At 41.7% G+C, this 25,622-nt stretch carries 28 protein-coding genes and 2 pseudogenes; 5 read left to right on the top strand and 25 right to left on the bottom strand.

What is annotated here, in order from left to right:
- Positions 1-167: 167 nt before the first annotated feature.
- The 9 genes from J4N43_RS24275 to J4N43_RS24225 form a co-directional block, all read right to left on the bottom strand.
- Positions 168-464 (bottom strand): YkgJ family cysteine cluster protein, encoded by a 297-nt coding sequence (locus tag J4N43_RS24275; RefSeq protein WP_053307322.1) that lies wholly within the window; start codon positions 462-464, stop codon positions 168-170.
- 225 nt (positions 465-689) lie between these two features.
- On the bottom strand, positions 690-1,142 hold the full coding sequence (locus J4N43_RS24270) for a GIY-YIG nuclease family protein (protein WP_054579183.1): 453 nt from the start codon (positions 1,140-1,142) through the stop codon (positions 690-692).
- Between the two features lie 114 nt (positions 1,143-1,256).
- Positions 1,257-1,691 (bottom strand): hypothetical protein, encoded by a 435-nt coding sequence (locus tag J4N43_RS24265; RefSeq protein ID WP_017634115.1) that lies wholly within the window; start codon positions 1,689-1,691, stop codon positions 1,257-1,259.
- Positions 1,692-1,910: 219 nt separating this feature from the next.
- The gene (locus J4N43_RS24255) at positions 1,911-2,213 is read right to left on the bottom strand and encodes a type II toxin-antitoxin system RelE/ParE family toxin (RefSeq protein ID WP_136976192.1); all 303 of its coding nucleotides are present in this window, start codon (positions 2,211-2,213) and stop codon (positions 1,911-1,913) included.
- Positions 2,201-2,458, bottom strand: coding sequence for a type II toxin-antitoxin system Phd/YefM family antitoxin (locus J4N43_RS24250; protein WP_017634117.1), 258 nt, complete (start codon positions 2,456-2,458; stop codon positions 2,201-2,203). Before J4N43_RS24250 ends, J4N43_RS24255 begins: the two co-directional genes overlap by 13 nt.
- A gap of 213 nt (positions 2,459-2,671) precedes the next feature.
- Positions 2,672-2,941, bottom strand: a complete 270-nt coding sequence (locus J4N43_RS24240) for a Txe/YoeB family addiction module toxin (RefSeq protein WP_005464459.1) — start codon at positions 2,939-2,941, stop codon at positions 2,672-2,674.
- Entirely contained in the window at positions 2,934-3,188 is a 255-nt protein-coding gene (locus tag J4N43_RS24235) for a type II toxin-antitoxin system Phd/YefM family antitoxin (RefSeq protein ID WP_017634119.1), read from the bottom strand. The genes J4N43_RS24240 and J4N43_RS24235 overlap by 8 nt, the downstream gene beginning before the upstream one ends.
- Positions 3,189-3,380: 192 nt before the next feature.
- Positions 3,381-3,776: a DUF3465 domain-containing protein gene (locus J4N43_RS24230; RefSeq protein ID WP_252094215.1), complete on the bottom strand. Its 396-nt coding sequence runs from the start codon at positions 3,774-3,776 to the stop codon at positions 3,381-3,383.
- 117 nt (positions 3,777-3,893) lie between these two features.
- Entirely contained in the window at positions 3,894-4,469 is a 576-nt protein-coding gene (locus J4N43_RS24225) for a hypothetical protein (protein WP_252094214.1), read from the bottom strand.
- A 343-nt stretch (positions 4,470-4,812) separates the two neighbouring features.
- On the opposite strand from J4N43_RS24225, the pseudogene J4N43_RS24220 reads away from it, so the two are divergent.
- A pseudogene (locus J4N43_RS24220) lies at positions 4,813-5,767 on the top strand (IS110 family RNA-guided transposase).
- A gap of 28 nt (positions 5,768-5,795) precedes the next feature.
- Here the strand turns inward: J4N43_RS24220 and J4N43_RS24215 are convergent.
- The 6 genes from J4N43_RS24215 to J4N43_RS24180 form a co-directional block, all read right to left on the bottom strand.
- Positions 5,796-6,575, bottom strand: a complete 780-nt coding sequence (locus tag J4N43_RS24215) for a hypothetical protein (protein WP_252094213.1) — start codon at positions 6,573-6,575, stop codon at positions 5,796-5,798.
- Between the two features lie 273 nt (positions 6,576-6,848).
- A complete protein-coding gene (locus J4N43_RS24205; protein ID WP_252094212.1) occupies positions 6,849-7,514 on the bottom strand; it encodes a DUF6338 family protein in 666 nt (221 codons plus the stop codon).
- Positions 7,515-7,657: 143 nt separating this feature from the next.
- Positions 7,658-8,317, bottom strand: coding sequence for a hypothetical protein (locus J4N43_RS24195; protein WP_252094211.1), 660 nt, complete (start codon positions 8,315-8,317; stop codon positions 7,658-7,660).
- A 731-nt stretch (positions 8,318-9,048) separates the two neighbouring features.
- Positions 9,049-9,465 (bottom strand): hypothetical protein, encoded by a 417-nt coding sequence (locus J4N43_RS24190; protein ID WP_252094210.1) that lies wholly within the window; start codon positions 9,463-9,465, stop codon positions 9,049-9,051.
- Between the two features lie 26 nt (positions 9,466-9,491).
- Positions 9,492-9,905: a helix-turn-helix domain-containing protein gene (locus J4N43_RS24185; RefSeq protein ID WP_025998577.1), complete on the bottom strand. Its 414-nt coding sequence runs from the start codon at positions 9,903-9,905 to the stop codon at positions 9,492-9,494.
- Between the two features lie 2 nt (positions 9,906-9,907).
- The gene (locus tag J4N43_RS24180; protein WP_252094209.1) at positions 9,908-10,225 is read right to left on the bottom strand and encodes a type II toxin-antitoxin system HigB family toxin; all 318 of its coding nucleotides are present in this window, start codon (positions 10,223-10,225) and stop codon (positions 9,908-9,910) included.
- A gap of 180 nt (positions 10,226-10,405) precedes the next feature.
- On the opposite strand from J4N43_RS24180, the gene J4N43_RS24175 reads away from it, so the two are divergent.
- Both J4N43_RS24175 and J4N43_RS24170 read left to right on the top strand, forming a co-directional pair.
- Complete coding sequence (locus tag J4N43_RS24175; RefSeq protein WP_054579197.1) at positions 10,406-10,651, top strand: type II toxin-antitoxin system CcdA family antitoxin; 246 nt, start codon at positions 10,406-10,408, stop codon at positions 10,649-10,651.
- Entirely contained in the window at positions 10,651-10,968 is a 318-nt protein-coding gene (locus J4N43_RS24170) for a CcdB family protein (RefSeq protein ID WP_017634137.1), read from the top strand. Before J4N43_RS24175 ends, J4N43_RS24170 begins: the two co-directional genes overlap by 1 nt.
- A gap of 127 nt (positions 10,969-11,095) precedes the next feature.
- Here the strand turns inward: J4N43_RS24170 and J4N43_RS24165 are convergent.
- The 9 genes and pseudogenes from J4N43_RS24165 to J4N43_RS24125 form a co-directional block, all read right to left on the bottom strand.
- Positions 11,096-11,382, bottom strand: a pseudogene (locus J4N43_RS24165) (type II toxin-antitoxin system RelE/ParE family toxin).
- Positions 11,379-11,660 carry a type II toxin-antitoxin system Phd/YefM family antitoxin gene (locus tag J4N43_RS24160; protein ID WP_000086647.1) on the bottom strand — a complete coding sequence of 94 codons (282 nt, stop codon included), beginning with the start codon at positions 11,658-11,660 and terminating at the stop codon, positions 11,379-11,381. The pseudogene J4N43_RS24165 and the gene J4N43_RS24160 overlap by 4 nt, the downstream one beginning before the upstream one ends.
- 274 nt (positions 11,661-11,934) lie before the next feature.
- Positions 11,935-13,470, bottom strand: coding sequence for a BCCT family transporter (locus J4N43_RS24155; protein ID WP_252094208.1), 1,536 nt, complete (start codon positions 13,468-13,470; stop codon positions 11,935-11,937).
- Positions 13,457-14,359, bottom strand: coding sequence for a homocysteine S-methyltransferase family protein (locus J4N43_RS24150; protein ID WP_252094207.1), 903 nt, complete (start codon positions 14,357-14,359; stop codon positions 13,457-13,459). Before J4N43_RS24150 ends, J4N43_RS24155 begins: the two co-directional genes overlap by 14 nt.
- A 771-nt stretch (positions 14,360-15,130) precedes the next feature.
- Positions 15,131-16,291: a galactokinase gene (gene galK, locus J4N43_RS24145; RefSeq protein WP_017634140.1), complete on the bottom strand. Its 1,161-nt coding sequence runs from the start codon at positions 16,289-16,291 to the stop codon at positions 15,131-15,133.
- Between the two features lie 112 nt (positions 16,292-16,403).
- Positions 16,404-17,456 carry a UDP-glucose--hexose-1-phosphate uridylyltransferase gene (locus J4N43_RS24140; protein WP_017634141.1) on the bottom strand — a complete coding sequence of 351 codons (1,053 nt, stop codon included), beginning with the start codon at positions 17,454-17,456 and terminating at the stop codon, positions 16,404-16,406.
- Between the two features lie 83 nt (positions 17,457-17,539).
- The gene (galE, locus tag J4N43_RS24135; RefSeq protein WP_053307373.1) at positions 17,540-18,550 is read right to left on the bottom strand and encodes a UDP-glucose 4-epimerase GalE; all 1,011 of its coding nucleotides are present in this window, start codon (positions 18,548-18,550) and stop codon (positions 17,540-17,542) included.
- Between the two features lie 128 nt (positions 18,551-18,678).
- Positions 18,679-20,400 (bottom strand): solute:sodium symporter family transporter, encoded by a 1,722-nt coding sequence (locus J4N43_RS24130; protein WP_017634143.1) that lies wholly within the window; start codon positions 20,398-20,400, stop codon positions 18,679-18,681.
- Positions 20,401-20,530: 130 nt separating this feature from the next.
- Entirely contained in the window at positions 20,531-22,633 is a 2,103-nt protein-coding gene (locus tag J4N43_RS24125) for an alpha-galactosidase (RefSeq protein WP_252094236.1), read from the bottom strand.
- 231 nt (positions 22,634-22,864) lie between these two features.
- Here J4N43_RS24125 and J4N43_RS24120 point away from each other — a divergent pair, with 231 nt between their 5' ends.
- On the top strand, positions 22,865-23,926 hold the full coding sequence (locus J4N43_RS24120; protein WP_252094235.1) for a LacI family DNA-binding transcriptional regulator: 1,062 nt from the start codon (positions 22,865-22,867) through the stop codon (positions 23,924-23,926).
- A 160-nt stretch (positions 23,927-24,086) separates the two neighbouring features.
- Positions 24,087-24,296 (top strand): hypothetical protein, encoded by a 210-nt coding sequence (locus J4N43_RS24115; protein WP_017634146.1) that lies wholly within the window; start codon positions 24,087-24,089, stop codon positions 24,294-24,296.
- A 791-nt stretch (positions 24,297-25,087) separates the two neighbouring features.
- Here J4N43_RS24115 and J4N43_RS24110 read toward each other — a convergent pair.
- Positions 25,088-25,291 (bottom strand): hypothetical protein, encoded by a 204-nt coding sequence (locus tag J4N43_RS24110; protein ID WP_054579159.1) that lies wholly within the window; start codon positions 25,289-25,291, stop codon positions 25,088-25,090.
- Between the last annotated feature and the right edge of the window lie 331 nt (positions 25,292-25,622).

Raw genomic sequence — 25,622 nt, 5'->3', positions numbered from 1 at the left:
CTAAAGCTTTATTTTACTGGATTGAGCTCGAACCCAATTTTAAGAGTAAGTAACGTAATATTGCAGCACCTTAATTATAAACATCAAACGCATATGAAATTGCCGCGTGTGCCGAATCATTCTTGAGCGATTGATTTTACGAACAAAACAAACCTTAGCAATATCATTTACATGAACTTATCTCGCTCATCCAAACATTCATCTGAAGCCATTTCAAACTCGCGACATATCCAAGGACGATTTTCATAAATTTTGCACATTAAACTGTCTCTATCTAAAGCAGCACACCAACCATCACTTAGACGCAGCATTGACTCACTACCATACTGATCACGTTTTATATACTGTTCTGGTACTCCCGTATCAGAAATGATCATTACCTCCAGTCGGCAACAGCATGCTTTACAGTTAGAGCAAGATATTTTTGAGGGATAAGTCGGTGTAGAAAAGGTGGGTATGTTCATAAGTAGCTACATTTTGGTTAATTACACATAATACCGTAATTTAGTACAAACTACTTACTTCTGATGTTCGCTATCTTGTGGATCATAATGCCCTGTTAAGGTATCAACGACGCTAATACCTTAGTTAAACAATTGTGCCATAAACACTAAACTGGCTTGGGGTGAAAGCGCCAAGCGTTACGAAGCCATCTCGAACAGTTTGTTAGCAGATTTATCAAAGCGATCCTATTTATTGTTTCCACCTTGCTTACCAAAAGCAGGCTTCAAATCATATGATATTGCATCTTCAATGAGCTGAAGGATCTCTATTGGAACATCATATTCAAGAATTCGAACCTCATAATTACCATCGAACCATTTATACATGTGTAATGAGTACGTTTTGTCAGGACAATAAATCAGATGTTGTCTTAACCTTTTTCGTAAACCAGTAGTTGAGGAACCGACATATAGAACATGTGATGGGGTATTTACTTTGCTACATGCTTTAAGCTTTTTCCGCTTAAAATCTACGAATGATTCAAACGTACTATCTGCGCATCCGCCAACCTCTTTGATGATATAAATCCCTTTATCAAGGTCTGGAATTTCATTAAAGCTAGAAACCCTAAAATCAGATTTAGGTTTGGCTGCTTTAGCTGTTTCACAGGTTCTAATTAATCTATCCAAGTATTCCATTACTGTCGTTTCTATCCTATTCTGCTAACGCCCTGTTGAGATGATGAGGTGCACGTACACCACCTTAAACACTAATTGCAACGCCACGCGTTGCGAATTTCTCTTAAATAGTTGTTATGTGCGTACTGTTTGTAGCAATTGCTCTGATAGTTCAGAAAATTGTTCAATTAACCAAGTTGAGCCATCATTCATATTGCACTCAAACTCATCTATAAGTGTTAACTCTCGGGAATTTAGGTCTTGCTTAGCTACATTTTCAATTGGGTAATGCTCTATATCCCAGCCCCTTTTTTGAGCATTAGCTAACACAAGGTGAACGTATCTGTATTTCAAGTTACCTTGTGATTGAAGAGAGCCATCTCTTTTTAACACCGGTCGTCGAGACTTTCCTTCGAGAATCTTTACCACGTTAGATTTGTACTCATTCAGTCTCGCTTTATTCGAAGCTTTACCAATATAACGAAACTCCTTTTGTTCAGCAGAGATCTTAATGAAGTACAGATATGGTTGAGTGAGATCGATTTGCTTAGGATTTGTCCAATTAAACATTAAATCAGTCCTTGATAGTTTATTGTTGCCGACACCAAGATTAACAGACATGCTCATCTAAAGTTTGAGACTTTCGCCAAAACACATAACGCCTTGTTAAGGTGTGAGGCACGCAATACCTAAGCTTCCCATACCACCTTAACCACTGAAACAAACGCATAGTTAAAATGCCATGCGTTGCGAATCCCTCTTGAGCAGTTAGCCGCTCATTCCCAAAGGTTATTGCTTGCTCAATAGGAACTTACGTAAGTCTCTCTCAGCACGCATAACAAACAGAATAAATACTTTATCGCCGTCTTGTTTATAGAAAATACGGCATGGATTAACTACAACTTCACGATAACTTAGATGTGCTAGTTCAGGCGGAATGCGACCCGATTCAGGGAAAGCCTCTAAGCGCTCGACTTTAGAAAAGATCGCTTGAACCAATTGTTTTGCAGCTACGATATTTTCAAGTGCGATATATTCAGCGATATCATTGAGGTCAGATAACGCTGGCTCAGTCCAGATTATTTCAGCCATTTTGACATTTTGTCCTTGGCGTCATCGTGACTCACCACTTTACCGTCAGCTAATGCACGTTCACCTCGTGCAATCCCCTCCAGAATCGCCAAGCGATTTTGCATAAACTCGTAATCATCAACATCAACCAGATATGCCGATGGCTTACCATGTTCAGTAATTAACACTGGTTCTTTGGTGTCGTGGAGATCGGCGAGGATTTTAGTTGCTTGACGTTTAAGTGATGTAACTAGTTCTACTTTCATGAGAGCGGCTCCAAAGGAATACTAAAGTGATACTATTCTATCACTTTTAGTATAGCAAGCTCCATGACGGCTAACGCCGCGTTAAGTAGTGAGCAACGTAATACCGAAGCTTCCGCAAGCCACCTTAATCACTAAACTCAACGCATAGTGAAAATGCCACGCGTTGCGAATCCCTCTTAAATGTTTGTTAGATGCCAGATCGCTAAACCTGATTTAGTAGTGGTAACGACACGAAATTATCGTTATCGCTTGATCATCGACTGCGTAAACAAGCCTATTAGTGTCATCAATACGGCGAGACCAAAAACCAGATAAGTTCTCTTTTAACGGCTCTGGTTTGCCGATGCCCTCAAATGGAGAGCGTTTAACATCATTGATGAGTTTATTGATGCGCTTGAGTGTTTTCTTGTCTTGAGTTTGCCAATACAGGTAGTCATCCCAAGCGTCATCAGTCCACGACAGTAAACGTTGACTACTACTCATCAATTAACTCTTGTGCTGTTGTTTTACCGGCACGGTACTGTGCAATCGAACGATTTAGGTGTTCAGCGTTTTGAGGAGAGCGTAGTAAGTGAACTGTCTCCATAAGGCTATTGTAGTAGTCTAAAGACATAACCACTGCATCTTCAGAATCACGGCGTGTAATAACTGTAGTATCAGCATCATTAACTACACCGTCTAAAACAGCTTTAAGACTATTTCTAGCTTCAGTAAAAGATACGATTCTCATAAGAACCTCCACATGTACGTTTAATGGAACAAGTATAGTCGTCACCACTCTACTTGTACAGTAAATTGAACATGCGATATTGATAAGGAAACTAACGCCGCATTAAGGTGTGAGCGGCGCTTGGCTATACTTGAGCGAAGCGAAACTGGCAAGCGTTGCGAATCACTCTTGAATGCTTTGTTATGTGAATTTTTACTCGTACATCTTACCTTTGTGCTTTAACCAACCGTGCGGGTGTCTATTGTTTGGGTCATGGTGTGTCCAGTGCATAACACCACCTTTTTTATTCCATTCATATTCACCGTAAAACTGAACTCGATCGCCCACTTTTAGGTTTGGAATTCTAGGAGCCAAATCAATATTGTGAGCAACAAGTAAGGTCTGTTTACTGTCCAACTTTAAAATAAACTTTTGATGCCTACTTCCTTCGTTGTCATCACGTAGCAAGCGAATTACTGTGCCTGAGCCTTGAACTTGAACATCACTTTGATGATTATCATATGCTGTTTTTAACTGATGATCATTAGCTTGAGCACCAATCGAGGCTAGACAAAAGAGAGCTATAAATATAGCGATAAACTTCTTCATATAGTCAATTTCTCCAATTCACATAACGCCGCATTAAGGTGTGAGCAGCGCTTGGCTATACTTGAGCGAAGCGAAACTGCCAAGCGTTGCGAATCACTCTTAAATGCTTTGTTAGCCTTACTCGTAATCGACTCTAAACAAAATATTAGGGGAAGATTGCAAGTAACCATGTTTTTCTTGATTGTTTTCTAGAGACATTTGAACCTCACCAGTTTTTGGATGTTTCATTGGTGGGCCTAACAAATTACCTGAAGTTGAAAACTGTAACTCAGCAATCCCCTCATCAACAAGTCCCCTTACATGATCCCAGTGTGGATTATTTTCACTGTAGTATTGCTTAGCGCAGTGCATATAGTTTCCCAACTTTTGTGCAACTTTATGGGATTTTTTTCTTACAGGAGTATAACTAGCAAACAATACTGGCACTTGAGTAGATGCATCAACAATTTGAATAATGGCCTTCTTTTCACCTAAACGAAAAGTATCTTCGATGTTTCTTGCCAGCTCAGCAATTTTCCAGCCCTTTTTCTTTTTTTCCGAAATATGTCGTTGAGCTTCAAGATACTCCTTCATCCTCACTTCAATTCCACACCTTAATTCGAACGCAGCATAGAATAACGCAGCAATATCATTCTTAGCTCGAAGCGTTTTAGCTCTCTGTAGATAATCTCTTGATGTGATTCCGTAACTCAAGACTTCCTCCTGTAAGGCTAACGCCCAATTAAGGGGTGAACAACGCTACCACCTTACCTAAAGCATTGTGCCATAAACACTAAATTTGAAGTAGAAGCAAAAGTGCCAAGCGTTGTGAATCCCTCTTAAATTGCTTGTATGGATAATAAGTACTCCAATCGGGTAAGGTGAGACCCAGACTTTAGCTGCAACTAAAGTTCTTCTATCGGGTAGTTCGATTGAACGATGGCTCCTCAATTGAGAGACCGGTAACAAGTACGAACGCCTGATAGAACTCCAAGCACCACACTCGAATAGTCTTCTGGGTCTCGAGCCCGCATTTGCAAGCAAGAGTTAGCTTATTATGAATACAAACACACTTCAAAACATTAATGTCGGCGTTGATACTGGTAAGTAACAATTAGACATCTACATCCGCCCACTCGATATTTACTTCACTGTCCCGAACACCGAAAAGGCATCAGCGATGCCATAAAAACCATTAAGAAACACAAACCTCAACGTGTCGTCATCGAAGCTACAGGTCGATTAGAAATGCCTTTTATACTCGCCTGTGACAAAGCCAAATTACCTTATGTTATTGCCAACCCACTACGTATTAAAAGGTTTGCTGGTGCCATTGGTCAACGAGCTAAGAACGACCGTTTAGATGCCGCTCTCATCGCACATTATGCCGAACGTGTTCAGCCCGAACTGACCAAACTAAAAAGTGAAAACATACGTCTTATGAGTGACTTAGTCACAAGGCGTAACCAACTACTCACCATGCAAACCATGGAAAGAAACCGACTACAAATATTACCTAAGAATATCTCGTCTACGATTACCCCTATCCTTACCGCCCTGAAAAATCAGATGGAAAAAGTAGAAGCAAAGATAGCGAAACTGATTGAGAGCTGTCCTGAGTATCAAGCCGAAAATACTATTCTCCAAAGCATGCCTGGTGTTGGCAAAGTCCTTACTGCCTCCCTAATTAGTAATGTACCCGAGTTGGGCTTTATCACTAACAAACAAGCTTCTTCTCTCATTGGTGTCGCACCAATAACAAGAGAAAGTGGCCGCTTTAAAGGTAAGCGGCTGATACAAGGAGGGCGGTCTCAAGTTAGGACCGTTATGTATATGGCGATGATGTCGGCTATCCAATGCAACCCTGTTTTCAAAGCAACTTATGAACGACTACTTACGGCAGGAAAACCGAAAAAGTTGCCATTGTTGCCTGCATGAGAAAGATGGTTGTTATCTTAAATTCAATGCTAAGAGATGGTGTTATGTGGGATACAGATAGCCTCAAAAATTAACTATTGACGCCATAGTCTCTTGTTATGTTTATTCAACCAGCTGATATTCTTGGGTATTGATGCGCAAATCACTATCATTGCCATCAGAATTAGAGTCTCTGATATCAATTTTGACAACAAACTTAGGAAGACCAAATTTTTTTAAGAAGCCTGTTGCTACTTGATTCGATGTATCGTCAAACTCCAAGTCTAAGCCCTGAAAATACCTAGTTGATAGCATCAATGATAAGGGAAGACCATGACGGTACAATATAGTGTCTTTATCTCCGGTGGCGACCGCTAGATTAAGAGGTACGCAGACTGCTCTTGTCACTGGAGCATGCGGGACAACATCCATTCTATGACGATAATGGTAATCAAGCTCTTCTGAATATAGCGAGCCGTTCAAAAAACTAGTGATATCTTCGTAATCATAAAGGAGATATTGCGCTCTAGGCGCATTCTTTAGTATTTTTTTAGCCTGAGGGATTCTCATGGCACCAAAGGTTGTTTTTCGCCAATCACGTTTTTTAGCTTCAAGGAAAGCTGAACCGTTTAACGAAGATCCATCTCGATAGTTAATATTGACAGCTAACGCAACGTCTCCGAAATTATTTTCGTGAGTTCCTTTTAACTTGTAAATTTGCCAACTGATACTGCTTCTCAGATCTTTACCAACTAAAGAAGTGCTCGATAAACCATTTCTTAGGTCTCTAAGTAGGTTTAATGTAATAAAATCCTCATCCCATTCATGCCCAGAAACGCTTAAGATTGAGTCTCTAACCAATCTTTCTAACATTCCAGTAAGTTCGCATAACTCTGTTCTCAAATTAACACTCCTTCCTAAACATAACGCCCTGTTAAGGTGTGAGCAACGCAATACTGAAGCTCCCGCATACCACCTTAAACACAAAACGCAACGCATAGCAAAAATGCCACGCGTTGCGAATCACTCTTAAACAGATTGTTATAGCTCTAATTTGACTTGGGCTTCGGTGTAGGAGGTGCTTTCGTCGGTTTTATGTTGCTTGTACTATTTGGCTTATTATTGCCTTTTTGAATATTACGCGAATAGCCCTCGTTGATAGGACGCTTTTGATTGTCACTCATTGACTTCTCCTAGGATCTCATCAGGTATAGCTTCTATTACAAGCTTACCAATTTCTCTTGATATGTACATGGTTGGAACATCATAGCAATGTGCAGAGTCGTCATAGGTAAATACAGAGACCTCAGATAGAACAAGTTCTTGTAACGCTTCTGTTTCTGAATGCGAAACAACCCTGCCTTGATAAGTAAAACCGTTTTCTTTATCTCGAACATAAACCCAATCGATCTCTTGAGCGTTCAAATAATAAGAGTACAAGTTTTCATCACCAAATTTATTGGAAACTCGTAATGCCTGTGCAACTTTGTTGAACAACTTAAAGTTAATAAGCCATGAAGCAAAAAATGAAACTGGGATTGAAAATAGAACAGCAATACAGATTTCCCACGGCTCAAGACCTGTACCACCATTCAATGCACTAGACCAGATTTTCAAGTTAGACCATTGAATTGAGTCCATGCTAAACGTAGTAGCGGACCAAACATTAACTATATAAACACAAACCTGTAATAATGCATAACAAGCCATCCCCAAAGTTAAAGCATATAAGCCAAACTTGAAAGAATCCCACTTCGAGTGATTAGTCAATTTATCACAGATTATGGTCGCTATAATTCCAGGCATCAAAATTACTATTAATGAAACTACTAATTGATTCAAATATTTCCTCCTTGCTATTTGAGCTATAACGCCCTGTTAAGGTGTGAGCAACGCAATACCGATGCCGCCGTATACCACCTTAAACACTAAATTCAACGCATAGTAAAAGTGCCATGCGTTGCGAATCACTCTTAAACAGTTTGTTAGGATTTATGCCAAGGCACGCTCCAAAATAGCTTTGCTTGGGCATTGGATACCATTTCTAGTTCTATTAACCTCTTTCTTATGCGCTTTAGTGTTCGGTATGTTCTAAAATCAGAGCCCACGACAGCAGCAGTTAAGGTCATAGCTAGCATAATAAAGATACCAGCAACAGCATCAGCACTATTTTCTGAAAAGAAAGACGGAGCCCCAAGAATAACTGCGAACAGAAAGAGAAACATTGCTGCACAAAAAGAGTAAAGTATTTGCACTTTATCAATAAAATCAGTTTCGATATGTATTTTACCTTGAATAGGTTTCATAAAACGTTGAATTCGCTTTAGCTCCCTATTATCAGCTAAACCACGCATATAGACATCAATCAACATCTCGCTTTTTTCTGGAGAAACCCTTATTCCAGAGGCTAAACGGAAAACTTCATTTTCTTTTAACCTTAGAAGATACTCACTCGTTTTAGTTTTCTCTGGAATACACTCACTTAGCGACGCTAATCTATTAAAATATCGCTTTATTACAACTTCCTCATAGAAGCTAATTAAAGCGGTGACCATTTTGATGGTTGCGCCTAGCAATGATAGCGTAAGGCAAAAACCAAATACCATCGGGTTATTTTGAACGATTTCTGGAACAGCAAAGTCCATTTTAACTCCTAAATCCTAACGCGCAGTTAAGGTGTGAGAGACGCACATGCACCCTAACCTAAAATAAACTCTGATAAATCCGTGCCTATTTGGGCACTAAAACCCCAATGCGTTTCGAATCGCCTTGAACGTCTTGTTATTCCGCAACTAAAGTCGGCTATGTTTACGCCTAATCTTTTGATATGACGAGAAATTTTCGGCATGCAGGCAAAAATCGAAGCCGAAGTATTTGGCAGCTCACTACCTTAAATCGCTTTAGCGTCACTCTTTAATTGCTGCGCCATATTAAGGTGCGCTTAAAGCGCTTTAAGGCTAGCATGGAAATGACCAATATTCGCCCTTTTCGCCGCTTTTCCACCCTATTACCCCGCCACTTTCACTCTTAGGCTACAATCACGTACATTCAGCCTGAGAGATCCGTTGCGGAAATAACGCTTTCTATACGGGTTTTAGCTGTCTTTCATACTCCTATCATGCAATCTTTCCAATTACAGTTCAATTGTTAATCAATAGGTTAATGAGAGGCGCTGGGTATTAGATTGCAAAATAACGGATAGCTATATAGGTAAGGAAAACTCTTATCTAAATGAAGTTAATTAGCTCTAGTGCTAACCAACAATAGAGCATAAATGTTTTGGAAAAGGCAGCGTATCGACATGAACGCTGCCTTTTTGGTGTGATATTCTAATCGTTATGAGTCCTTATTACTTAGTAACGAAACTTTATTCTACTCACACCATTGGTAACTCAAGAAACTCTGCAAGCTCTTGGGCCATCTTGCTATCAATCAAGTCGTTCCAGTAAGTCAGCTCGTTATACTCCATAGAAAAGCGATGCAGTTCGCCAAAATGACTTCTTACCTCAAAGTTAACCATAGCTTCCTCTGGAATGGTGATCGTGCCATTGCCGTACAGATTAAATAGCCAAGCTTGCGTCATCGAGTTTGGCTTAGCCAGTAGGGCAGTTTGACCACCAACAAAGAACAACGTGATGCGCTCGATACCAGATTCTTTTGCCTGTTCGTCGGCTTCCTTGGCGGCTTCTCTCGCCTTAACCAGTTCAAAGTCTTCAAAGGTTTTCTCTAGCTTTTCCGGGCTCATTCTCTTCATGGTATTTAAGATTCGGTCTAAGTCGATGCCTTTATTCATGATGTGTCCTTGCTGGTGGTGTTCTGCTAAATAAACATATGCTTTGGTACGCCGAAACGTTCCGATAGCGCTTTAATGTGTCCAACGGTTAGTTGGCGTTTACCGCTTAGGATTAGCGATACTAGCGACTTGCCACCAATCTCAGGTAAATCACTTAGAGTTAGGCGGTATTGGTCGATGAGAACGCGAAGAGTGGCGATACCAGTATCTAGGCTATCAATGTGCGCGTTAAACTCTTGGAAGTGTTCTGATTCTTCCTCGTAGCGTTCAAGTACAGGGAATAGCAAGTCAATCAAGACATGGTTTTCCTCGTAGTCTTCTACTAGCGTATCCATGAGTTCCATAAGCTCTAAATATTGCTCATGGTCACGGATGCCTTGTAACCAAGGCATCGCTGTGTGAATTTCATTTGATAGGGTTTTTAGAGCTTGAATGTTCATGCTTACCCCCTTTTCCCCTTTGTTCTGTGTTGGTCTGCTATCTTGTCGTATTCTGCGTGGGTAACGATGTATTTAACGAAGCATTTCCCACCTGTAAATTCGATAAAGGCGATTAACCTTAATGAACCGCCGCCAATGTCGATGACATACCACTTGTCTACGTATTTAAAGTTATCCAATGACGGAAAAAGTTGTTTGAGTTGTTCTGGTCTTTTTGCTTTTGTTGCTTTTAGCGTTTTGAAAGTTGAGTCTAGTGCCTCGGCACATTGCGGATATAGTCGCTTTGCCGTTTCAAAAGGCTCTCGTTTAATTACGTGCATTTCCTAACTCTTGTTTACATCATGTAAACACTATACGACAGTCACACTAAGTTTACAATATGTAAACAAAAAGACCTGATTAATTGAGCCTTTATGGAGTGAGCAGTCCGAAATGCTTGTTATATGCTTGTGTGTGCGCCTATAATTTATGCGCACACACAATACGCACAGGTTACTATTATGAGAAATGCATATAGTACGCAAGCACCAAAGAAAGCTACAAACTTAAGCTTAAACAGTGAGTTACTTGCGGAGGCTAAACGGTTAAATATAAACCTTTCGGCAACAATGGAAAAGGCACTTGAAAAAGAAGTACGTCAACGCCTTAAGACTGAATGGTTAAAGCAAAATGCTGAGGGCATTAATGCTTGTAACGAGCTAACTGAAAATCATGGACTATTTTCTGATTCTTACCGAGTATTCTAATGTCACAATTCTCGCTATACAAAAACAACGATAAAAACACAGCAACCGCATACCCATACTTTGTTGACGTTCAAAGTGGATTGCTGGATACATTGAACACTCGGTTAGTTATTCCGTTGACGCCTACTGAGTTGTTAGAGAAAAAAGCACCTAGTCATCTATGTCCCGTAATCCATATTGATGAAGGTGACTTCGTAATTCTGACGCATCAAATGGCAAGTGTACCAACCAAAATTCTAAGAGAGCCTGTAAGCAATCTAAGCACTTTTAGAGACGAGATCATCTCTGCTATCGATTTTCTTATTACGGGCATATAACGCCGCGCTAAGTGGTGAGCCACGCAACCACGACACTTAACTTGGACGCAGTAAACACTAAACTTGATCCAAACTAAAAATGCCAAGCGTTGGGAATCACTCTTAAATGCTTTGTTAAAACGCAGTTTTACACATCATATTCCGACAGCATTTGACGACAATTACGAACTGTTAGTACGCGGATTTCATGACTTAAGCTGTGGATAATACGATAGTGACCAAAGATAATTTCACGATAATTCGTATGAGACATTTCAGGAACAAAGCGCCCCACTTCAGGCATACTGCCAAGTAGTTCACTTTTATCAAAACTTCGTTGACCCACTTTTCTGCTGCAGATGGGTTATCCAAAGAAATGAACTCCGCTGTATCGCCTAACTTTTGAAGCGCTAATGGAGACCAAATTACTTTCATTTTTTAATGCGCCCCAAAACTTGAGCACGCGCATCATCATTGGAAACGCCAAGACCTGAAGCTAACTGAGCTTCCGCTGTACGCATTTCTTCCAGCAATTCGATTTTCTCTTGCATTGCTTCATACTCTGCAACATCAAGAACAACAGCAACACCTTTGCCACGTTGTGTAATTACCAATGGACGGCGAGTCTCATTGATTTGTTTGATGTAAGAAGCTACACCTGCGCGAAACTCAGACAACGGTTGAATGTCTTGATCGAAATGAATACGACTCATACTGAACTCCATCTGGTACAAAATAATGTACAAATAGTAGTTCAACTAACCGTTATGAGAAAGAAGTCGATTCTGCGTTATAACACCCTTAGATACCTCATCAACCTTCAAGGCAATAACATGAAGTAGTAGATAAATAAAACTTAACTAACTTTACCCATTCACTAACGTAATGAAATTCAGGCACAATCTTATAAACATTATTGAGATTTCTCTACGAAGAAAAAGGTAACACGCTTCAAATTTAAACATGAAGAGGGTTTGTTATTTAAGGTTAAGCAATCAGTTCTTGTGCTTCCACAGAGGCTTCCGACTCTGCTTGCGAAGCTGCCTTACCTTTCAGTTCCATCATGAGTTGTTTAACCAAAATTCCGTAGATAAACATCATCGGTAGTCCCGCGACCACGCACAAGGATTTAATGGTATTGATACCACCACCCGTGAGGAATACGCTAAAGCTGATAAGTGCGATCGCCCCTGCCCACATCAATTTGACCTTGTTATCTGGGTCTCCGTTTAGGGACAGCTGATTCGTAGTCAGCATCGAGGTGGCCACGCTAGCGCTCGACATCGTAGTCAACATCAAGAAGAACTGAATCACCAAAAAGACCGCAAGAACCACATTGTTCGCTGGCAAGGTTTTGATCAACGAGACGACGGCAAACGTCAATCCACCATTGCTCATCCACTCTTGAACGGGATAACCACCTAATAACTGCGCCCAAACCGCATAGCCCCCAAAGATTGAGATAAAGAATGCGCATCCCAGAGCGCCCATAGAGATGGTATACAAGATGACTTCACGGATAGTGCGGCCTCTCGATATGCGCGTAATAAACAACCCCATCATGATTAGGTACGCGTAGTACCAGAACCAATAATATTGAGTCCATGCTTGAGGGAAACCACTCTTTTGCACCGGGTCTGTCCAAAGAGACATGCGGAAGAAACTATCGAGCATGACACCGAGTGAATCCGTCACGTTGTTCAGCACAAATTGTGCGTTTGATGAAAACAGCACAAATAAGGCAAAGATAATCGCAGTGATGACCGTGAAATCGGATACATTACTGATGCCTTTGTTGAAGCCCACCAGCGTCACTGCGAATAAAACCAATACGAACAAGAAAATGATGCAGCCTTGAAGCAACAAATTATTATCTATCCCAAATAACTCTGCTGCTCCTGTACTAAGCAGAGTAACGGTTAACGCTAATGAACTAGCAAAGGCCGCGAGTGTTCCGAAGATGGCCAAAAGGTCGACGCATTTGCCCACGATTGGATTCTTACCCAATACGGGTTCACACAGTGTGGAGAGCTTCAATGTACGGCGTTTTTGTACATAGAAAGCGTAAGCAAAAGGAATCGCAGGGAAACAGTAGATCGCCCACCCTGTAATTCCCCAGTGGAACATTGAATAAGTGACTGACCACGCCGCTGCAGTGTAGCTGTTCGCTTCGGCAAATAGCGGTGGAGATTGCAGGTAGTACATCGGTTCTCCAATCCCCCAATAAATGAGCGATGCACCAACACCAGCCGTAAAGATCATACCGCCAAAAGAGAAGTTCGAATACTCAGGCTTTCCTTCCCCTAATCGAATGTCACCGTACTTGGAAAACGCTAACCACAGTAGAAAGCCAACAAGAGTAAGACTGCAGATTTGCACCAACCAGCCAAACCAATCAGTCACAAACGTCATTGCGTTGTTCGCCATAGCTTGAGACTGCTCAGGGAACATCGAAGAGACAAGTAAAATGAGCAGGACAGTGCCAATCGCAGGAATGGTGAGTCCGAGATTAAGATTCTTCAAGGCTGTCTCTCCATGCTGTGAGTTCTTCAATATGACTAGGCTCAATGCCACAACAGCCACCAATGATACTCGCCCCTAAACGATACCACTTTTTAGCGTATTCTAGATATTCTGCTGGAGAGAAGTTTCTAAGCCCTTGGTATGACTCATTCGCTTGGTGATTCGCTTTAATTGGTGCAAAGCTGTTTGCGTAGACACCAATAGTTAACGTTTTCCCTGTTCGTCTCAGCACTTGATTCACATCTTTGATCGCTTGTTCAATCACTTCAGGAATTGAGCAATTGAAAAAAATACCGGTCGCATTAGTATCAAGAAGCGCCTCAACGGCGTCAGTGACAAGCTCACCAGAGCGCAGATGCGAGACTTCGCTGACTTCATCTTCTAACGTGAACGAGATGTAAACTGGCTTGTCGCTTTTAGACAGAACTTTGCTGATCACTCGCGCTTCACCAAGGCTTGCAACGGTTTCCGCCAACCAAATGTCTACATGTGGCTCTTGCGCTTCAAATAGAGTCACATTGATGTCGTAAGCACGCTTTTCTTCAAATAAATCAGGTCTATAAGAACCAAAGGCAGGAGGTATCGCTCCGGCAACAAGCACTTCTTTTTGTGACACGGTCACGACATCACGAGCAATTTTCGCGGCTTTCTCTGCCAGCTCGCGTCCCTGCTCGGCATACAAATCTTCACCTAGATGAAACGGAACACAGGCATAGCTGTTGACGGTAATGATTTGTGCTCCTGCATCAATAAAACCCTGATGCGCTTGCGTAACATGTTGTGGGGATTCGATAAGTGCTTGGGCACTCCAGTGAGGTTGAGAAAACGGTGCGCCTATGCGTTTTAGCTCGCGCCCCATGCCCCCATCCAATATTGTAAGATTCATCATTTAGACTTCCATACTGCTAAAATCCATATGGCAATTCAATCACAATATGATGTAAGTGAAAGTTATATTTTCTCACTCTTAATATGAAGAAAATTCATATGAGTAGAAGAATTGCTGTGCAGATGTCTTAATGACAAAGACTACGTATGAGTTTCCGCCATCAGCACAACGCACCACTCTGTAATGAGTTGGGAAAGGAAATAAGTAGACGCAGTCCTATTTAGTTCATAGGGCAAGAAAATAAGCCGTGAGTTTAACCGCCATAAAAGAGTCCATCACCAAGGATAAAACCAAGCGGTTACATCGCTCCTGTGTCAATACCGCAACAGCCTTCAGTCCTGGTCACAAAGGCGTTAAGATCAAGTCTTATTGTTGTTATGCTAAAAGATAACTCGAGATGCCATAAGACTTATACATTGGTACACCTTCGGCTATGAGATACTTTTATAATTTTATGTTATTAAATATCCTCATATGGCTATCTTCAAAATCTGGTCAAGAGATATCCATTAGGATTGATTATTTTTATGGATATTAAAGCCTTGAGAGCATCAAAGTATACGAGCCTAAAGCTCAGAAAAAAGGCCTCTAGGAGCACCTGAGGCCATTTGAAAATGTAAGGTTAAGAAACAACAGAGTAAAAATAAAAACGACTAACTAAAAAATCAGCTAAGTCCAATTTCAGTTACTTGACTCGTCTCCTTTCTGCTATGTCAGCATATTCCATATGCTTTTGAGCGAGCATACAAATAAGATGAACAGCCCTGTAGCTTATTTTCCTTTAAGGACTCCAGCGCCATCGGTTGCTCTACAGACGTATATATCCTCCTTAAGGCCAGTTGCAGATTCGTATTTATTTTTAACGGCGAGTTTTAGATTTTCGACTAAATGCATAGGAACCAGAGCAACAACACAACCACCAAAACCACCGCCAGTCATTCGCACACCACCTTGGTCACCAATCGTATCTTTCACAATTTCAACTAAAGTATCGATTTCTTTAACTGTGATTTCAAAGTCATCACGCATTGACGCATGTGACTCCGCCATGAGTTCGCCCATACGCTTTATGTCGTGCGCACGAAGTGCTTGCGCCGCTTTAACAGTGCGGTCATTTTCTGTGATCACGTGGCGAGCTCGCTTCGCAACCATGTCATCCAGCTCAGACACTTTTTCGTCAAACTGCTCAATGGTAACATCACGTAACGCTGCCACACCAAAGGTGCGTGCCGCTTCTTCACACTGCTTACGGCGCGTGTTGTATTCGCTGTCTACCAAGCCACGTTTTTTGTTCGAGTTGATTATCACAACCGCGATGTCCTCTGGCATCGGGACCGCCTCGGTTTCTAAACTACGACAATCCAATAATATGGCGTGGTTTTCACGACCTTCTGCCGAAATCATTTGGTCCATGATACCGCAGTTACAGCCAACGAATTCGTTCTCTGCTTGCTGACCATTTAGGGCTATTTCTGCTTGGCTGATTTCCAGATTAAACAGTACTTTAAACGTTTGCCCTATCACCACTTCCAATGCAGCCGATGAGCTTAAACCTGCTCCTTGCGGAACATTACCACTAACCGCAATATCCGCTCCAGTAAATTGGTAACCGCGAGAAAGCAGACTTTTGACCACCCCGCGAATATAGTTCGCCCACATTTGGTTAGATTGGAATACAATCTCTTGACTGATATCGAACTCATCAATTGCATTACCATAATCCACGGATACCACACGTACTAGAGTGTCTTCACGTTTCGCAGCAGCGACTATCGTTTGGTAATTGATTGCGCATGGCAGCACAAAACCATCGTTGTAGTCAGTATGCTCACCAATGAGGTTTACACGGCCAGGAGCTTGAATAATATGGCTCGGTGCATAGCCCAGCAATTCTTCAAAAGAGCTTTCAACATTTTGGATTAAATCAGACATAGGTGGCGTTCTCTTAAGATATAAATTTGGTGTTGGGGAAGTACTTTGAGCCTCATGTTTCATCGCAAGGTGGTACTCCCCATTTTGTTCGCTATCAATAGTTCTCGAGAGTTTATGACTCTTTATAATGCACATCACTTAAATCGCGTAAACGTTGTGCAGCCTGCTCCGCTGTTAGGTCTCGTTGATTTTCTGCGAGCATTTCATAACCCACCATGAACTTGCGAACCGTGGCACTACGAAGTAATGGTGGGTAGAACAGCGCATGTAATTGCCAATGGTTGATATCGGTGCCTTCTTCAAAGAATGGTGCATAGTGCCAACCCATCGAGTAAGGAAAAGAACATTGGAATAAATTGTCGTAGCGACTCGTCAGCTTTTTGATAGCAACTGCAAGGTCATCACGTTGTTCATCGGTTAGCTCACTCATGCGGCGTATGTGTACTTTCGGAAGAAGCATGGTTTCGAACGGCCATGCAGCCCAGTACGGTACAACGGCAATCCAATATTCAGTTTCAACCACTGTACGTGAACCGTCTTTAAGTTCAGCTTGCACGTAGTCCACCAGCAAGTTGCTGCCATGTTCTTGGTAATACGCTTTTAAGTTGCGCTCTTTGCGCTCAATTTCGTTTGGTAAGAAGCTGTTCGCCCAGATTTGACCGTGTGGGTGAGGCTGAGAACAACCCATGGTTTCGCCTTTATTTTCGAATGCTTGAACCCAAATGTAGTCTTTGCCTAACTCTTCGATTTGATCATTCCATGTATCAATCACGCCGCGAATTTTATCAACTGGCAATTCCGGTAAGGTTTTGCTGTGATCAGGCGAGAAACAGATGACGCGGCTCAAACCACGCACACCCTGAGATTTGAATAGCGGATTATCTGACTTAGGTGCATCTGGTGAGTCCACCACCAATGCTGCAAAATCATTTTGGAATACGTATGTACCTTGGTAATCTGGGTTAACATCCCCTGAAATACGCGCATTAGTTGGACAAAGGAAGCACTTCTCATCGTAGCTTGGTTGTTCGTTAATCTCTGGTTTCTCATCAGCCCCACTCCAAGGACGTTTAGCACGATGAGGAGAGACCAAAACCCACTGCCCGGTTAATGGATTGTAACGGCGATGTGGGTGATCTATTGGATTGAATTCAACATTTGACATATTACTTGCTCATCTTTTTTAGTCTGTCTTCGATTTGGCACACACCAAACTCATCAATTTGTTTAAAAGAAGTTTCGAGTACATTAATACCCGTCAGGATTACTCGATTGCCAATTCCACGTATCTGCCGTCATTTCAGCAATGCTGCGGGTAGCTTTCCAACCGAGCTCTCTTTGTGCTTTTTCCGTACTGGCCCAACATTCTGCAATGTCTCCAGGGCGACGAGGACAAAGCTCGTAAGGGATTGGATGACCACATGCCGTTGAGAACGCTTCGACCATTTCAAGTACGCTCGAACCTTTGCCCGTGCCTAAGTTGTACACGTGCAAGCCGGCCTTTTCGCCGACCGATTTCAGGGCTGCGATATGGCCGTCAGCCAAATCCATTACGTGGATGTAGTCACGAACACCAGTGCCATCCGGTGTGGAGTAGTCGCTACCGAATACCGACAATTTTTCTCGACGACCAACCGCGACTTGAGCGATGAACGGCATTAAATTGTTTGGGATCCCCTGTGGATCTTCGCCCATGGTGCCCGACGGGTGTGCACCAACGGGGTTGAAGTAACGTAACAAAGTCACACTCCAATCCTGTTCAGCTTGAAACAGGTCACTCAAACACTCTTCCACCATGTATTTACTGCGACCATAAGGGTTAGTGGTTGCACCTGTTGGTGACTCTTCCGTAATAGGCACAACCTTAGGATCACCATAAACCGTTGCAGATGAGCTAAATACAATGCTTTTTACACCCGCTTTGCGCATACTGTGCACCAACACCAATGAACCATTAACGTTATTATCGTAATACTCCAATGGTTTTATAACGGATTCGCCAACGGCTTTTAGACCTGCAAAATGAATCACAGCTTGAATATCATGTTTATTAAATACTGAGTCTAAAAAGTCTTCATCTCGAATGTCGCCTTGATAGAAAGCTGGTTGCTGCCCTGTTAGTGCCTCTATACGATTTAATACCTCTATTTTGGAATTACATAGGTTGTCTACGATGATTGGTTCCATACCAGCTTTGATCATCTGCACACATGTGTGACTACCGATATACCCCATTCCGCCTGTGACAAGAACTGCCATAAATACTTTTCCACCTTTCAACGTAAAAATCTCTAGATCAGGTATACCCGCATCATGCGCATATTCGGGCATACCGATCTATCTACTTGCTGTCCGTTTTTAATGATTAAATAATTAGTGTGGTTTGATTACGGCATGTACATATCATTCAGCTTGGTTACCTGTTTGCTTTTCCTACGTTTCAATAAATAGTTAAAGGTCACACCAAGCATTAAGATAACACCGCAAAAACCATACACTTGCATGACCGTTGGGTCGTTTGAAACAAAACCTACGTCCGAAAACATTACATATGCACCTAGCACCATATAGAGAATGACTGCGGACGCCTCAAAGCGGAAAGACCATGGCGTCACATCGATGCTTTCATTAACTGGCATCACATAATCCGTATCACGTGGCATAAAATGACCAATCGCAAACATCAGTAAAGTACAAACTACAAATAAAATCGCTAATTGATGTAAGAAGTGGATTGGGGTGTCAAAGATCAATTGCATCGCAGCATAGGAGCTCACAAAAATCGTTAGTGCAACTTTGGCTGCAATAGCTGGTACACGTTTTGAAATGTAACCAACGAACACAATGGTGAAGATAGGCACACTGAAAAAGCCAGCAACCATTTGTAAATATTGGAATAAACCTTCTGGTGCATATAGGATAAACGGTGCAATACAAACAGAGATAATGGCAATGATGACTCCGAATAGGCGCCCCTTACCGACTAACTCTTCATCGGACTTATCTTTACCAAATAATGGCTTATAAACGTTCAATGCAAATAGTGTCGTAGAACTGTTTAACACACCATTAAACGTACTTAATATGGCACCAAACATAACCGCAACAAAGAAGCCAACAAGAGGCTTGGGTAACACTTCATTCACTAAGCGCGTATACATTGTGTCGGGATTACCTGCATCAGAGCCAAACATGTGGAAGGCAATGATGCCGGGAATGATAAGGAATAATGGAGAGATAACCTTAATTGCACCTGCGAGAATGACACCCTTTTGACCTTCTTTCAGGTTCTTTGCGCCAAGCGCACGCTGAATGATGGATTGGTCGGTGCCCCAATAATACAAGTTCACCAATAATAGGCCCGTGAACAGAGTAGAAAATGGCAGTGGATCCGTTTCTTTACCTACGGATTGCAGCTTCTCTGGTGCGGCAGTGAGCAACACGTCCAAACCTTCTATAAAGTTACCGCCGCCTAATGCCATCAGGCCAAATACAGGGATCATTAGGCCACCAAGAATCAATCCTACACCATTGAAGGTATCAGCAATAACGACAGCTTTTAGACCACCATAAATAGCGTAAAAGAAACCTAACAAACCTATCGTGGCAGAGATCAGTGCGATGGAGCTAAATTCAGAAATACCCAATAAACCTTGTACATCGAAGATTTCGCCTAGTACCACTGCGCCAGCGTAAAGAGTAGTAGGAAGAATGTTGATGACGTATTGACACAAGAACAACAAAGTAACGAACTTCTTCACCGACATGTCATAACGGCTTTCTAAGAAATCTGGAATGGTGGTGATACCTTGCTTGAGGTAACGCGGTACAAGCAGCAGCGCAATGACAACCAGAGTAACGCCAGAGGCAACTTCCCACCCCATCACACTCATATTGTGGGTGTAGGCTTGAGCACTCATACCGACAAAACTGGTTGCACTCAAATTGGTAAGAATTAGCGAGCTGGCAATCAGTCCGCCCGTCAAACTTCGTCCTCCAAGGAAGAAACCATCTTGAGAGGTGTGTTTATCATTTTTAACTTTGCTGTAAGTGAACACCACAACAAAGCCCGTAAACAGCAAAAACGAAAGTAATACTGTAATAGACATTTTGTTTCCTTAACAAGTTAAGCAATTCAACTTGCTTGTTGGTTGTAGGGTGCCCCTCTAGCGAGTATAGGAGTGTTTTATCAGGAACAACGTAAGTTGAAACTGGTCGCTAGAGGAGGCAGGTAGAGGTTTAACGTTTTTTAAGATGAACAATAAGCGCTGATTCGGGATCGAGGATCGGGAGTGTCACCCCAATTTCTTTTAAGTTATCACCACTTAGAGTCAGAGTTTTGTCTAGCCATTTCGGACGTTGTTTCATCAATTGAAAACTGGTCTGTGGCATTTCCACAATCTTGATTTCGTAACTGGCCTTTTCATCCGCACAACTCACCCGAAGTGGAGATGGTAGCGCGTGATTTGGCATGGCCAACTGGCAGACCGTAATCAGCATTTCTTTCCCGTTTTCAACACCATAGATGTTCTGGCTATGATCTGCTGGGTCAATACGGAAAGCACGCCCAGAGTGAAGCAAGTCGCGATACTGTTTGTGCAATTGAATATAATGGGCGAAGGCTTGTTTTTCTTCAGCACTCTCTTTTACTGGATCGAGTTCAACGCCCATGTGACCACTTAACGCCGTCACTCCACGCATATTGATGGCATGGCGACGGTTAGTTGAATGACATTCCGCAGGGCCAATGTGTGCACCCATTACTTCAGGCGGAAAGAAATAACTCATACCGCGCTGAATAGCTTGACGTTCTAGCGCATCGTTACAATCAGAAGCCCAGAAGCGATGAGTGCGTTTAAGGATTTCAAAATCAATACGACCACCACCTGAAGAACAAGACTCAATCTCGACCTCAGGATGTGCCGCATAAAGTTCATCTAACAGACGATAAAGCGCTTTAGTTTGACCATGTACAGCTGGCTTACCTTGATGACCTGGCTGCACCAGTTCACGGTTCATATCCCACTTTAGGTAGCCAATGTTGTAGCGAGTTAGTAAGTCATTCAAACGATCAAACAGGTAGTTGAAGCAATCTTTGTTTTGCAAATCCAACACGTATTGCCAACGACCTGAAGGCTGGTGGTAGCCTTGCAGACTCAACACCCAATCGGGGTGTTGGCGATATAGATTTGAGTCTTGGCTGACCATCTCGGGTTCAACCCAAAGACCAAATTCCATACCTTTGTTGTTTACGTGCTCAATCACTGGTTCAAGACCATTTGGGTACTTCGTTTCATCCAAATACCAGTCACCAAGCGCGGCACGTTCGCCATCACGACCAACGAACCAACCATCATCAATAATGAAGCGCTCGACCCCCATCTCAGCGGCTTCGGTTGCCATCTGCATGATGTACTCAGGGTTATGATCAAAATAGATACCTTCCCATGTGTTTAAGTGAACCGGGCGGGGTTTACTGCTTGGAAACTGGATAATATTGGTGCGAACAAACTCATGGAATCGTTGTGAAATACCGTTCAAACCCGAGTTGCTGTATGTTGCGTAAAGCCACGGGGACTGGTATGTCTCACCACTTTTTAAACGCTTTTCACCAGAGAGTAACAACTCGCCGGCTTGAACAAAGCGGCGACCATCACTACGAACATCAGCGCGCAGTTGATGATTACCACTCCAACCAAGATGAAAGCCCCATACGTGACCCAATTGCTCGCCAAAGCCATTCGTGCCAGCGAACAGACCAGGGAAATTTTCATGAGAGGTTCGGCCACGGCGGTTTTCTTGCATAAAGCCACCATGTTCAAAGCGCAAGCGTTGAGTTTGAAATTCATGACACCAACGTCCGTGAAATGTCATTAATTCGTTGGCATGATTAGGTAATGGTAAAGTGGAAGAAAGCTTATCTAAACAATACTCGCTTGACGCGATGTTCTTTATTGAGATGCGTTTTTGCACCACGTCGCTATTGAAATCAAGGTGCAGCTCAATGACCAACTCAAGCCCAGCGATGTCGTCTTGAAGTATAAATGTTGCACTACCATCATTTTGCTCAATAGATTGGGTTATGAACACGGGCGCCCAATTATCGCCATTTCGGTGTCCTTCAATACCAGGCGCATTAAAGTGACCACTACCAAGCTCTGGGCATAGTGATAACGGCACGTCGACATCAAGACGAGCCTGAGAAATAGGCCGCTCGGTCGAGAGGATTAAATCAGGGTCAATCTGAGCTATTTTCGCTCCCCAATGAAGGATTTCAGGAACACGATCCACTTTAATGATCATGCTGTGATTCTTAGACTTTAAGTGAACAAATTTTTGCATTCTGCTTCTCTGTTTTCGCAAACATTTAATCTATAAATAATGATGCGCACATTCAGCTTTATTACGACAAAAAAGCCTAACAAATGTGACTCCAATCATGTTAAAGAGGTATTTTTTGTGTGGTCGATCTTGTGTTTTCGGAAACATTTTTTTATGTTTTTACGACATTAATCACGAGGAAATTTGAATGAATATGGTAGAATGAATAGCAAATCTGGATAGGAGAATGCAGTGGCAGTCACGTTTAAAGATGTTGCGCGGTTAGCTGGGGTCTCAACTCAAACCGTATCCCGCGTAACCAATGGCGCAGATAACGTCGCGGAAGCAACGCGAAAACGCGTCAACGATGCGATAAAAAAGCTTGGCTATGTACCAAACAAAGGTGCACAAATGCTGAGTCGAGCTAAGTCTCGGATCATCGGTATTGTTTCCTTGGATATCTCTCTGCACGGTGTGGCTCTGATTGCCAACGGAATTCGTAACCAAGCGCATGAGATGGGCTACGGGACAGCGTTAACCGTGCTAGCAAACAACTCTATTGATGAATTTCGCGATGCGATTCGAGAGCTTATTGCACAACAAGTCGATGCTATTATTATCAACGCCCCCGTAAATCAAGACATCGCACAGTGTCTGATTGAGCAGTTCAGTCAACTAACATTGGTATTCATTGATGTTCCTGAAGGGACCCCTGTCAATCATGTTAGGTGTGATCATCATACAGGAGCAAACTTAGCGGTATTACATTTGATTGAACAAAAACGCGATTCCTTCGTGTGTATTTCTGGCCCATCTGAATCGACCGCCTCTAAAATTCGTTACGACGCGTGGCAAACACAACTCCAAAAACATGGAGCCAAAGAAGTTGCTTGTTATGAAGGTGATTGGCAAGCAGCCAGTGGCCACAAAGCGATTAAAGACCTTGTTCTAAAAGGTATAGACTTTAATGCGGTGCTAGTCGCCAATGATCAAATGGCACTCGGTGTTTTATGCGCTCTGTCTGAAGCAGGCATCAATGTGCCAAAGACGGTTTCTGTCATTGGGTTTGATGGTATTCAGGACAGTCAATATTTTTCACCGCCTTTAACCACGATCAAACAAGACTTCGACAAGTTGGGCCGTAAAGCCGTTAAATTAATGCTCAGTCAAATGGAAAAACCAGAGGGAACAATCTCTGAGGTGCTGCCCGTCAATTTAGTCGTCAGACAAAGTACAAGTGAAAAAGCAGATACTTCATATGATAAGCAAGAGGTGCTCGCTTGCCTTGAAAATATTCGTCACCTACTGCCATAATTAGTAGAACTATTTAGCCATCTTTTTTATGTTGCTATTAAGCCGATAGTATAAGAAATGTTAGAAAAGTCTCACTTTTTCTTATCTCAAAGAAGTAGCACTGAAAAAATGCTATATTGAAAGCCTCATATCATCATTCCTCCACAGAAGGAATAACACTATGCCACCCTACCTGGTTACTTACTTCAACGAGAAACATACCGTGATAGATAAAGAAACGATATTTATGAAAAACCTAACCAACGCTAAACGCTCGGCAGAGCATCATGCGCCAAAGGGGACTGACCAAATTGAAATCAAAGATTTAATGGATCAAGTCCTAACTCGATTAACGTTAGATGAAAGCTGGCTTGATAACATTGAAAACTGATATTGCCTAACAATCAAAGTTCGTTTGAGATGTATCAATAAATACACAGGCTTGATTAGTTTTTCGTATTAGCCTTTGACACAGTTTAATTTGTTTGTCTGTCAAAGCCTGTTTACGGTTAAGTTGATCGAGTAAACCTGAAAGCATATCTCTGTCCAAGTTACTCAGTTTTTCAGAATGTATGAGGAGTGTCGTATTTATAAGTTCAGAAAGGTTTCTTGAACTCACAATCACCATTCCTTATCCCACTTCTTTTGTTCCTTAGCCCTTTTTCCTTTCGGATTAAGAACAGGTTTTTTCTGCTTTTGTATCGGTTTGGATAGCTTACTCATATATAATCCTATTTTGATGGTTAACTAAATTTCGCACCTTATCCATGCTGACTATGAAAGAGACGATGATACTACATAGGTCAGCATAAAATAGACAAAAGTGAGTAACGGCACTAGTTAAATTAGCACATTATTAATTATTGTAAGTATCGCAAGACTTTGTTATTTAAATTGATGGATCTCAATCAAGAAGCTACTCTGTGATCGACTACACTCATTAACCTCCGGTTATTAAATAACTAACTGGAAGCAAGACAAACGTGGTAGACCCCGCCGATTAAGTAACCTGCACTGATGAGGCAACAACCCTTCTTTATAAATTAGTAACAAAGCCAACTCTATGTTCAACACAATGTAACACTGAAGACACGATACCAAATGAGGTAAGATAGATCGTAATTATTATTAGAAAAAGTTTGGGTAAATTTGATATAGAGTAAAAGAAACTATTTCAAATGGTTAGTTTTTATTAATGTATCGTTCAGCATTTGAAAATAATTTATCGCATAACTTATTTTGAACCATATATTCTTTTGAACCTTCTTCCATAGATTCTAGCGTTTCTTTAGCTTCTTGGTATTCTTTTACCATCATAGAAAATCGTTCTTCGAAGTTGTTTTTCTGCGTTTTTTTGATCGATTTCTTTCTTACTGGTTTTCTCATATAACTACTTACCTTATAAATCCCAAAGTTTTTTTTCTTCTCGTTCTAACAATATATCTTCAATTTTTTTTCTAATTTTATGAATACTATTATAATTATCATTTGTACTAGAGCTTTTATTTTTCATCACTCTTGAGTTACTCTTAATCGATGTTTTTTTCAAAGGATACCCTCCTTCTTTGATATGAGTACGAAAATGCCTCCAAAACCTCACGTATGAATCTTTGATTTTCAAGTTCAAAAAATGAAAATAGAGGTCAAAGAAGCTGGTATTTAACCTAGTAAGAACATGGATTTTTAGTACATCATTGTTTACCTATTTTCTGGTAGC

This window comes from Vibrio sp. SCSIO 43009 (genome assembly GCF_023716525.1).
GTDB classification, from domain to species: domain Bacteria; phylum Pseudomonadota; class Gammaproteobacteria; order Enterobacterales; family Vibrionaceae; genus Vibrio; species Vibrio alginolyticus.
This window is presented reverse-complemented; position numbering and strand designations above follow the sequence as displayed.